Annotated in this window: 1 rRNA gene; it reads left to right on the forward strand. The window is 53.1% G+C overall.

Annotation, left to right across the window (positions count from 1 at the left end):
* Nucleotides 1-2,117 (forward strand): 23S ribosomal RNA (locus IB248_RS30800); the annotation flags it as partial.
* Between the last annotated feature and the right edge of the window lie 22 nt (nt 2,118-2,139).

Below are 2,139 nucleotides of genomic sequence, written 5' to 3' on the forward strand. Positions count from 1 at the left end.
AGGGCGATTTAGTTTGTTGCATTAGACCCGAAACCGAGTGATCTAGCCATGAGCAGGTTGAAGGTTGGGTAACACCAACTGGAGGACCGAACCCGCATCTGTTGCAATAGATTGGGATGACTTGTGGCTAGGGGTGAAAGGCCAATCAAACTCGGAAATAGCTGGTTCTCCGCGAAATCTATTTAGGTAGAGCGTCGACCGAATACCCTGGGGGGTAGAGCACTGGATGGGCTATGGGGACTCACCGTCTTACTGATCCTAACCAAACTCCGAATACCCAGGAGTACTAGTCGGCAGACACACGGCGGGTGCTAACGTCCGTCGTGAAAAGGGCAACAACCCTAACCTCCAGCTAAGGTCCCCAAGTCATGGCTAAGTGGGAAAGGATGTGAGGATCCCAAAACAACCAGGATGTTGGCTTAGAAGCAGCCATCATTTAAAGAAAGCGTAACAGCTCACTGGTCTAAATAAGGGTCTTTGCGCCGAAAATGTAACGGGGCTGAAGCCATGCACCGAAGCTGAGGATGTGTAGCAATACACGTGGTAGCGGAGCGTTCCGTAAGCTGATGAAGGGAGACCCGTGAGGGCTCCTGGAGGTATCGGAAGTGCGAATGTTGACATGAGTAACGATAAAGAGGGTGAGAGACCCTCTCGCCGAAAGACCAAGGGTTCCTGCTTAAAGTTAATCTGAGCAGGGTTAGCCGGCCCCTAAGACGAGGCGGACACGCGTAGTCGATGGGAACCACGTTAATATTCGTGGGCCTGGTGGTAGTGACGGATTGCTCAACTTGTGAGGTCTTATTGGATTGATCTTGCAGGGACGCGGTTCCAGGAAATAGCTCCACCGTATAGACCGTACCCGAAACCGACACAGGTGGTCAGGTAGAGTATACCAAGGCGCTTGAGAGAACTATGTTGAAGGAACTCGGCAAATTGCACGCGTAACTTCGGAAGAAGCGTGACCCCATTTTACGCAAGTGAAGTGGGGTGGCACAGACCAGGGGGTAGCGACTGTTTATCAAAAACACAGGGCTCTGCGAAGTCGCAAGACGACGTATAGGGTCTGACGCCTGCCCGGTGCTGGAAGGTTAAGAGGAGAGGTGCAAGCTTTGAATCGAAGCCCCAGTAAACGGCGGCCGTAACTATAACGGTCCTAAGGTAGCGAAATTCCTTGTCGGGTAAGTTCCGACCTGCACGAATGGCGTAACGACTTCCCCGCTGTCTCCAACATAGACTCAGTGAAATTGAATTCCCCGTGAAGATGCGGGGTTCCTGCGGTCAGACGGAAAGACCCCGTGCACCTTTACTATAGCTTTACACTGGCATTCGTGTCGGCATGTGTAGGATAGGTGGTAGGCTTTGAAGCAGGGACGCCAGTTTCTGTGGAGCCATCCTTGAAATACCACCCTTATCGTCATGGATGTCTAACCGCGGTCCGTTATCCGGATCCGGGACAGTGTATGGTGGGTAGTTTGACTGGGGCGGTCGCCTCCGAAAGAGTAACGGAGGCGCGCGATGGTGGGCTCAGACCGGTCGGAAATCGGTCGTCGAGTGCAATGGCATAAGCCCGCCTGACTGCGAGACTGACAAGTCGAGCAGAGACGAAAGTCGGTCATAGTGATCCGGTGGTCCCGTGTGGAAGGGCCATCGCTCAACGGATAAAAGGTACGCCGGGGATAACAGGCTGATGACCCCCAAGAGTCCATATCGACGGGGTTGTTTGGCACCTCGATGTCGACTCATCGCATCCTGGGGCTGGAGCAGGTCCCAAGGGTATGGCTGTTCGCCATTTAAAGCGGTACGTGAGTTGGGTTCAGAACGTCGTGAGACAGTTCGGTCCCTATCTGCCGTGGGTGTAGGAATATTGACAGGATCTGTCCCTAGTACGAGAGGACCGGGATGGACATATCTCTGGTGGACCTGTTGTCCTGCCAAGGGCATAGCAGGGTAGCTACATATGGAATGGATAACCGCTGAAGGCATCTAAGCGGGAAACCAACCTGAAAACGAGTATTCCCTATCAGAGCCGTGGAAGACGACCACGTTGATAGGCCGGGTGTGGAAGCGCAGCAATGTGTGAAGCTTACCGGTACTAATAGCTCGATTGGCTTGATCGTTCTCATTGATCAATGCTCATCT

Source organism: Rhizobium sp. RHZ01 (genome assembly GCF_014851595.1).
GTDB classification, from domain to species: Bacteria; Pseudomonadota; Alphaproteobacteria; order Rhizobiales; family Rhizobiaceae; genus Rhizobium; species Rhizobium altiplani.